This window comes from Acidimicrobiia bacterium, assembly GCA_035948415.1.
In the GTDB taxonomy this organism is placed as follows: Bacteria; Actinomycetota; Acidimicrobiia; order IMCC26256; family PALSA-555; genus PALSA-555.
In genome coordinates, this window is record DASZJD010000103.1 from 1 (window position 1) to 7,993 (window position 7,993).

Annotated in this window: 9 protein-coding genes; 4 read left to right on the forward strand and 5 right to left on the reverse strand. The window is 72.5% G+C overall.

All coding sequences use genetic code 11. From position 1 onward, the window contains the following. The first annotated feature begins 93 nt into the window (after nucleotides 1–93). Complete coding sequence (locus tag VG869_14260; GenBank protein HEV3452346.1) at nucleotides 94–717, forward strand: hypothetical protein; 624 nt, start codon at nucleotides 94–96, stop codon at nucleotides 715–717. A gap of 27 nt (nucleotides 718–744) precedes the next feature. On the opposite strand, the gene VG869_14265 is transcribed toward VG869_14260, so the two are convergent. Then, complete coding sequence (locus VG869_14265) at nucleotides 745–1,056, reverse strand: hypothetical protein (protein HEV3452347.1); 312 nt, start codon at nucleotides 1,054–1,056, stop codon at nucleotides 745–747. A gap of 414 nt (nucleotides 1,057–1,470) precedes the next feature. On the opposite strand from VG869_14265, the gene ligD reads away from it, so the two are divergent. Beyond that, nucleotides 1,471–2,481 carry a non-homologous end-joining DNA ligase gene (gene ligD / locus VG869_14270; GenBank protein HEV3452348.1) on the forward strand — a complete coding sequence of 337 codons (1,011 nt, stop codon included), beginning with the start codon at nucleotides 1,471–1,473 and terminating at the stop codon, nucleotides 2,479–2,481. Between the two features lie 321 nt (nucleotides 2,482–2,802). Next, on the forward strand, nucleotides 2,803–5,124 hold the full coding sequence (locus VG869_14275; protein HEV3452349.1) for a glycosyl hydrolase family 65 protein: 2,322 nt from the start codon (nucleotides 2,803–2,805) through the stop codon (nucleotides 5,122–5,124). Nucleotides 5,125–5,250: 126 nt separating this feature from the next. Here the strand turns inward: VG869_14275 and VG869_14280 are convergent, their stop codons facing one another. The 3 genes from VG869_14280 to VG869_14290 form a co-directional block, all read right to left on the reverse strand. Next, entirely contained in the window at nucleotides 5,251–5,697 is a 447-nt protein-coding gene (locus VG869_14280) for a nitroreductase family deazaflavin-dependent oxidoreductase (GenBank protein ID HEV3452350.1), read from the reverse strand. Then, complete coding sequence (gene ykgO, locus VG869_14285; protein ID HEV3452351.1) at nucleotides 5,694–5,816, reverse strand: type B 50S ribosomal protein L36; 123 nt, start codon at nucleotides 5,814–5,816, stop codon at nucleotides 5,694–5,696. Before ykgO ends, VG869_14280 begins: the two co-directional genes overlap by 4 nt. Nucleotides 5,817–5,894: 78 nt before the next feature. Beyond that, on the reverse strand, nucleotides 5,895–6,854 hold the full coding sequence (locus VG869_14290; GenBank protein ID HEV3452352.1) for a trypsin-like peptidase domain-containing protein: 960 nt from the start codon (nucleotides 6,852–6,854) through the stop codon (nucleotides 5,895–5,897). Between the two features lie 205 nt (nucleotides 6,855–7,059). On the opposite strand from VG869_14290, the gene VG869_14295 reads away from it, so the two are divergent. After that, entirely contained in the window at nucleotides 7,060–7,641 is a 582-nt protein-coding gene (locus VG869_14295; GenBank protein ID HEV3452353.1) for a DUF308 domain-containing protein, read from the forward strand. A gap of 115 nt (nucleotides 7,642–7,756) precedes the next feature. Here VG869_14295 and VG869_14300 read toward each other — a convergent pair. Then, nucleotides 7,757–7,993 (reverse strand): hotdog domain-containing protein (locus VG869_14300; protein ID HEV3452354.1); only part of this gene is annotated, 237 nt, incomplete at its 5' end.

Below are 7,993 nucleotides of genomic sequence, written 5' to 3' on the forward strand. Positions count from 1 at the left end.
CGACGCCACGGCGTCGGAGTCACCGGCGGGCCCGGCCGAGGCCGAGTCCACACCGCCGGGAGCCGATCGCGGCCGTCGTAGCATCACCGCGCGATGGCAGAACGCTGGGGCGGCGAGCCGACCGAGCCGATCCCCGGTGCCGGCCGCTCCGGGGGGTACGGCGACCAGCGCGGTCGTCCCGTCGATCCCACCCGGGTGCTGCCGCCGAGCCGTCGTCCGCCGGGCACCGGGGGCCCCGAGCGCACCCGTCGACGCCGGGCGTGGCTCATCGTCGCGGGCGTCCTCGCCGTCGCCATCATCCTCGTGCTGGTCATCCTGCTGCTCACGAGCTCAGGCGGGAACTCGAACAACGCGGTCACCATCGACTCCTTCAACGTGGCCAGCACGGTGAGCTGCTCGGGCCCGACCACGATCGGCGTCTCGTGGTCCGCGACGAACGCCACCCACGTCGTCCTCTCGATTGACGGCTCGACGCCATCCAAGACGTACTCGGGCTCGAAGGGCGCCGACACCCTGCCCTTCGCCTGCAACGGCGCCGCCCACACCTACACCATCACGGCCACGAGCGGCAGCGGCGCGCGAGCATCCCAGACCCAAACCGTCACCCAGCTCTCGACACCGACCACCACGCCGAGGACGACGACCACAACGAAGCCACCGCCGACCACCTCCGCGCCCACCACGACCACGACGAGCACGGGCCCGACGACCACGTGACGCGCGCGGTTGAGGAGCCGAGTTGCTCTACCCGCGAGCTCGGTGGGCCTGGATCCCGAGCATCCAGGGCACCACGCCCTCCCCGAGCTCGACCACTGCGTCCAGCACGAGCGGCGCGCCGACGAAGGCCATGAGGTAGTCGGCCAGCGGCACGTGGCGCGCTCCGACCCGGCTGCGGATACCAGGACCGAACTGCGGCGAGGACTCGACATACGCCCGGGTCCGATAGCCGGGGACGAGGCCGAGTCTCGAGCCACTCGTGGTCGGGCTCTCGACGTGCGGTCCGACGAAGCACGGGTGCACGCCGAGGCAGACGAGGCGGCCGCCGGGCCGCAGCACTCGAGCGACCTCGTGCAGGACCCGGTCGAGGGCGTCGACGTCGGTGTGGACGAAGGCCAGCCCGAGGGCGGGAGACCCGCGGTGCGCAGCGGCAGCTCGTGGGCGTCCGCCTGCGCCACCCAGTCGCAGCGGGTTCGCGCGAGGCGAAGCTGATCCATCGAGAGATCGATGCCGCCCACCGCCCACCCGCGCGCTCGCAGCGCGGCTGCGGCCAGGCCGGTCCCGCATCCCACCTCGACGATGGGCCCGCTCGCCGGTCCCGCCAACGCGGCGAACTGCTCGAGCGGAGCATCCCTGCGCTTGCCAACGCGAGACTGCTCCTCCTCGTACCACGCCGCGAGCCCGTCGTACTTCGCCCTCACCACGACAACCAGTCTGCCCGTTCGTCGTGACAGCGCGGGCTACCGTGCCGGTGTGGCAGACAAACCGCTCGTCCTCACGATCGACGGCCACGAACTCCCGATCACACATCCCGACAAGGTGTTCTTCGCCGAGCGCGGCGATACCAAGCTCGACCTCGTCAACCACTACCTCCGCTTCGCCGAGCCGCTCATGCGCACCATGGGTGGTCGACCCACGCTGATGCAACGGTTCCCGGAAGGCGCGGGCGGGCCCTCCTTCTTCCAGAAGCGGGTCCCGAAGTCGGCGCCGGACTGGCTGCGAACGACGATCGTCAGCACGCCGAACGGGACGACGGCGCGCGCCCTCGTGGCCGCCGACCTCGCGCACGTCGTGTGGGCGGTCAACATCGGCTGCCTCGGCTTCCATCCCTGGCCCTACCTCGCCAGCGACCCGGACCACACCGACGAGCTCCGCCTCGATCTCGATCCGCAGCCCGGCACGGACTTCACCCACGTGCGGGCCGCGGCGGCCGAGGTGCGGGCCCTCCTCGACGAGCTGGGCATCGTCGGCTACCCGAAGACGACCGGCAACCGCGGTCTGCACGTCTACGTCCGGCTCGAGCCGCGCTGGGACTCGTACCAGACGCGGGCGGCGGCGGTGGCCACCGCCCGGGAGCTCGAACGCCGACGACCCGACCTCCTGACCGCCGCGTGGTGGAAGGAGGAGCGGGGCAGCCGGATCTTCATCGACTTCAACCAGAACGCGCCGCACAAGACCGTGTTCGGCGCCTGGTCCGTGCGCGCACGGCCGGGTGCGCAGGTGTCGACGCCGTTGCAGTGGGACGACGTCGACCAGATCCATCCTGACGACCTCACGATCGCCAGCCTCCCGGCCCGGATCGAGGAGGGCGGCGATCCCTGGGCCGACATCGGCGAACGTCCGCAGTCCTTGGAGCCCCTCCTGGCCATGCACGAGCGGGACCGCGCCAACGGGCTGATGGACGCGCCGTGGCCTCCGGTCTACCCGAAGCAGCCGGACGAGCCGTCCCGGGTCGCGCCCAGTCGAGCCCGCAGCAAGCCGTAGCGGGTCACGTTGTGTGGGGTAGCCCGTCGCGCACGGCAGGTTCCCGCGACCAGAGGGCCAAACGGGTCGGGTCGGAGCACTGGGCGGGGCTGGCCCCGACCGTACCGTCTGGCGCCTCTGGCGGCCTGCAAACACCGCAGGCACTCTTCGTCATACCGCCGGGCGAAAGCGGGGAAACGTGGACGCGCCGGAGCTCGGGGCCGCGGGCCCAGCGCGAGCCGACCGACTCGCCGTGACGCGGCGGACCCGGAGGCGCGAAGCGTCGACGTCACGAGCGGACGCCGCGCGCGGGTACAGGGTCGCTGCCAGACTCCGTGGTCGATGGCGACGAAGCTGGCCGTCTCCGCGCTCGTCGTGATGCTGGCGACGGCCGCCACGACGTCGGGGGTCGTGACGTCGCGGGCGCGGGCGTTCGCAACGACGGTGCCCACGAGGCCCGACGCGGGGTGGGTGCTCTCCACGACCGACCCGTCGCTGGGCGGTGCGCCCACGTTCGTCGGGAACGGCTACCTGGCGGAGCGGATCCCCGCCGAGGGCAGCGGCTACGAGTCGGGGCCGGTGGAGACGCAGTCCCAGGTGGCGGGCTTCTATGCGCACGTGGCGGGTGAGAGCGAGCAGCGGGCGACGCTCCCGACCTGGTCGACGTTTGGCTTCTCCGACGGCACCGCGACCTTTGGCGCGCTGCCGACCCGGGCCGGCTCGAGCGGCGCCTGCAGCTCGATGGCCGGAGGGCCAGCCGCCCACACGGCGCAGTGCGGACGCTGGGATCACTACCAGCAGTCGCTCGATCTCCGCACCGGTGTGCTGCGCACGTCACTGGAGTGGGTCTCACCCGGGGGAAGAGTCACCGACCTCAAGCTCGAAGCCACCGCGGACCAGGCGCGTGCCCATGTCGCGGCCGTGCGGCTGACGGTCACGCCACGGTGGACGGGCGCGTCGAGCGTGACCGACCTGCTCGACGGCACGGGGCTACGTCGCGCCACCGTGGTCTCGCGGAGCTTCGACCCGGCTGCTCGTCAGCTCGGCGAGGTGGTCAGGGCGCTGGGGACCGGCGCCACGCTGGCCAGCGTCTCGAGGCTGCGGGTCCCCGGTGATCGGCGAACGACCCGGGCGTCCCTCGACGGGGCCTCAGCGTCGCTGGGCCAGGCCGTCCCGGTTCCCGTCCGGGCCGGTCATGCCTACGTCTTCACGAAGTTCGTCGGCGTCGCCACCTCGGTCGACGGTGATCGTGGACGAGGCCCGGATCCGTCCACGCGAGCGCGCAGCGAAGCGACGGGCGCGGCCTCGCGCGGGTGGGACGCGCTCATAAGCGAGAGCGCGGCTGCCTGGGCCCGCTTGTGGCGGTCGGACCTCACGGTCGTCGGCGACGCGACCCTGACGCGTCAGGCCCGGGCCGCGATGTTCTATCTCCTGGAGAGCAACCGAGCCGGCGTCGACTGGAGCACGTCCCCGGCCGGGCTCTCCTCCGACGGGTACAGCGGACACGTCTTCTGGGACGCCGAGACCTGGATGTATCCAGCCCTGCTGGCGATGCATCCGGACGTCGCCGTCGGCATGGACACGTACCGGCAGGCGCGTCTCGATCCGGCGCGGGCGTACGCCGCCAGCACGGGTCGTCGCGGCGCCCGGATTCCCTGGGAGAGCGCGGCGAGCGGGTCCGAGCAGGCGCCGCCACCGTTCGGAACCGACGAGCAGCACATCACCGCCGATGTCGTGCTCGCCCAGTGGCAGTACTACGAGGCGACGCGCGACCGGCGGTGGCTCCAGACGAAGGCATGGCCGGTGATCCGCGCCGCGGCCGACTTCTGGGTCAGTCGAGCGATCGCGGGTCCGTCGGGAGGCTTCGACATCACCCACGTGATGCCGCCAGACGAGTATCACGCGGATGTGAACGACAGCGCGTACACGAACACCGCCGCGCGCATCGCACTGGGGATCGCGGTCCGGGCCGCGCACGTCGTGGGTGCGGCGGTCGATCCCGCGTGGAGCCGCGTCGCGGCGGCTCTGCGCGTCCCGTTTGACCCGACGACGGGCGTTCATCCCGAGTTCGACGGTTACCGCGGCGAGACGATCAAGCAGGCCGACGTCGTCATGATGGAGTACCCGTGGCAGTACCCGGAGGCCCGCCAGACCGCGCTGGCCGACCTCAGCTACTACATCCCGAGGGTGGATCCCTCGGGCCCGTCGATGACGGATGCCATCCACGCCATCGACGCCGCTGCGCTCGGCGACCCCACCGCGAGCTACCGGTTCCTCGTCCGCAGCGCGGCGCCGTTCGAGCGGGGCCCGTTCGAGCAGTTCGCGGAGACGCGAAGCGGGGGCACCTTCACGTTCCTGACCGGGATGGGCGGGTTCCTCCAGGAGTTCCTGTACGGCCTGACGGGGCTTCGGTGGGACGCCGACGCGGTCACGCTCGACCCCACCCTGCCGCCCCAGATGGCCGGGCTCGACGTCACCGGGCTGGTGTGGCAGGGGCGGCGCTTCGACGTCGAGATCAGGCCCGGCTCAACCACGGTCCGGCTGACCTCGGGGGCGCCCCTCCCGGTCATCGTGGCCGGCAGCGCCCGCCGGACGGTTCAACCCGGCGGGCACCTCACCGTGGCAACCCGGCCACCCGGACCGCCCGAGACCGTCGTCCCGTAGCCGCCGCCGGGCGACGTGGTCGAGCCGTGCCGGCCCGCCGGTCCACGCCCGCTCCCGGCTCGGATATCTGAGCGCATCACGGGAGTGCGGCCGCCCCGCGGCGGGCCGCCCGGATGGCCCCGGTCGTCACTCCGTGCGGGTCGCGACGAGGACGGGGATCTGCCGGTCCGTCTTCTCCTGGTACTCGGCGTAGGGCGGGTAGGCGGCGACCGCACGCTCCCACCAGGCGGCGCGCTCGTCGCCGGTGGCCTCGTGGACTCGAGCCGTGAACGGCTCCGGGCCGTCCTGGACGGTGATCTCCCCCGGATGGGCCCTGAGGTTGTAGTACCAGACGGGGTGCGTGGGAGCGCCGCCCTTCGAGGCCACCAGGGCGTACTCCCCGTCGTGCTCGACCCGCATCAGGGCCGTCTTGCGGATCTTCCCGCTCTTGTTGCCCTGCATGGTCACGATGACCACCGGGAGGCCCGTGTCGAGCAGCGTGTTGGCCTCCCGGCCGCCCGACCGCTCGTAGGCCTCGACCTGGTCGCGGACCCACGGGGACGCGCTCGGGACGTACTCACCTTGCAGCGTCATCCCTGGCGGGCCTTCCATCGCGGGTGCAGCTTGTTGACGACGAACGTGCGACCGCGCCGGCGCACGACCTTCGATCCTGGTTGGCCCTTCAGGGACCGCAACGAGTTCCTGACCTTCATCGGCTTGTCCTCCTCCCGCACCGGCAGAAACGGCCGCCGCGGGACTGATATTCCGTCCCGCGAGGCGGCCGAGGCCGGTCAGCGGAGCTCGACCGGCGTCACGACGAGGTCGACGAGGTGGCCGCTCCGCTGGACCCGGACGGTGATGGGCCGGCCGATGGCGTCGTCGTCCATCAGCCGCTGGAGGTCGGCGGCGGCGGCGACCGGCCGGCCATCGACGTCGAGGATCACGTCGCCGCCGCGGATCCCGGCCTTGGCCGCCGGCCCGTCGGCGATGACCTCGGCCACGGCCAGGCCCGAGTCGTGCCCGGTCGCCGCCCGATCACGCGGCGCGAGCACCCGCGGGTTGCCGGCGATCCCCAGATAGGCGCGTCGAACCCGCCCGTCACGCATGAGCGCGGCGATGATGCGGCGGCTGGCGTCGTTGATGGGGACGGCGAGGCCGAGCCCGGTTCCGGCGACCGCGGTGTTGATGCCCACCACCCGGCCGAGCCGGTCGGCGAGCGCGCCGCCGGAGTTGCCCGGGTTGAGGGCGGCGTCGGTCTGGATCACGTTGTCGACGACGCGGACGGTCGAGCCGGCGCGCGCCGGTAGCGACCGGTCGAGCGCGCTGACCACGCCCGCGGTCACCGAGCCCGTCAGCCCCATGGGGCTGCCGACGGCGACCACCAGCTCGCCCACCCGCAGGCGCTCGGCGTCGCCGAGCTCGGCGGCCGTGAGCTGATCGCCCCGGACTCGCACCAACGCCAGGTCGGAGAGGCCGTCGGCCCCGGCCACGTCGAAGACCAGGTCGCGGCCGTCGCTCAGGGTCGCGGCGCCGGCCTGGGCGCGGCCCAGGACGTGCGCCGACGTGAGCACGAAGCCGTCCGGCGTGATGACCACGCCCGAGCCGGTGCCCGCTCGCCGAGCGGTCCCGACCTGGAGCCGGACCACCGACGGCAGCAGCCGCTCGGCCACGGAGGTGACGACGGCGGAGTAGGCGTCGAGCGCCTCGTCGGTCGACGGGGCCTCGTCCAGTTGGATCCCTTGCTGAGCCACGCCATTACAAGATTACAGAGGGGGCCCAAAATTCCCGAGGCCCGCAGGATGCCGCCGCGACGAGCCCCCGACCTCCCCTCCAGGCCGCCGGTCGTCCGTCCCGGCCTCGGCCCGGCAGAGCCCCAGGCGGAGAGGTCGCCAGGGCGCGAGGCTTCGTCAGCGCCTGGGCGCGCCTCGCGACCGACCCTCGACGAAAGGAGTCGCCATGAGCGTCACCGCCTCCCGTGAGGAGATGGAGCGCACCGCCAAGGAGGTGCGGGGGCGCCTCTGGTGGACGTTCCTCATCACCGGCATTCTGTGGCTGCTCCTCGGCTTCGTCGTGCTGTCCTTCCGGCCGGCGTCCGTGTCGATCACCGTCGTGCTGGTGGCGGTCGCGTTCTGGATGGGCGCGCTCACGCAGCTCGCGATCGCCACCGTCGCCACCGGCGGCTGGCGGACCCTCGCTCTCGTCGGCGCTGTCGCGGGCATCGGCGCGGGCCTGGGCACCCTTGTCTGGCCCGACGCCACGCTGCTCGTGGTCGCCCTGTTCATTGCCTGGTACCTGCTCATCAGCGGGATCTTCGAAGTCTTCTACGCGCTGTCGAACAACGCCGTGCGCGGCTGGTGGTTGGGCCTGGTCAGCGGGCTCGTGAGCATCGCGCTTGGGGCGTGGGCGATCGGCAACCCCGACCGCTCCGTGATCCTGTTGATCTCCATCATCGGGGTGTGGGCTGTCTTCCGGGGCGTGAGCAACCTCATGGCCGCCGGGCACTTCCGACAGCTGAACCAGGAGCTCCCGAGGCCCTAGCTCGGACGCGGCCGGCCCCACGCCACCGGCCACGACGGGACGGCGAACCGGTCGACCAGCGCGGCCGGGTGCGGTCGGTTCGACGCCGCGACGAGGAACCGCGGGGCTCGCGTGGCTAGACGAGCCGGAGCGACTTGGTGACGCTGGCCATCGCGATCAATCGCTCGCGGCTTCGGAGCTCCGCACTCACGAAGGCCAGGTGGCCACCCCGGCGCAGGAGCTCGGCGCCCGCCTGCAGCTCCTCACCGGGACCCACGGCAGCCAGGTACGACGCCGCAAACGCGTGGGTGATGGCGTCCTCGTCGGGCGCGAGCGCCTCGATCATGGCGAGGTAGGCCGCGGCCTCCAAGAC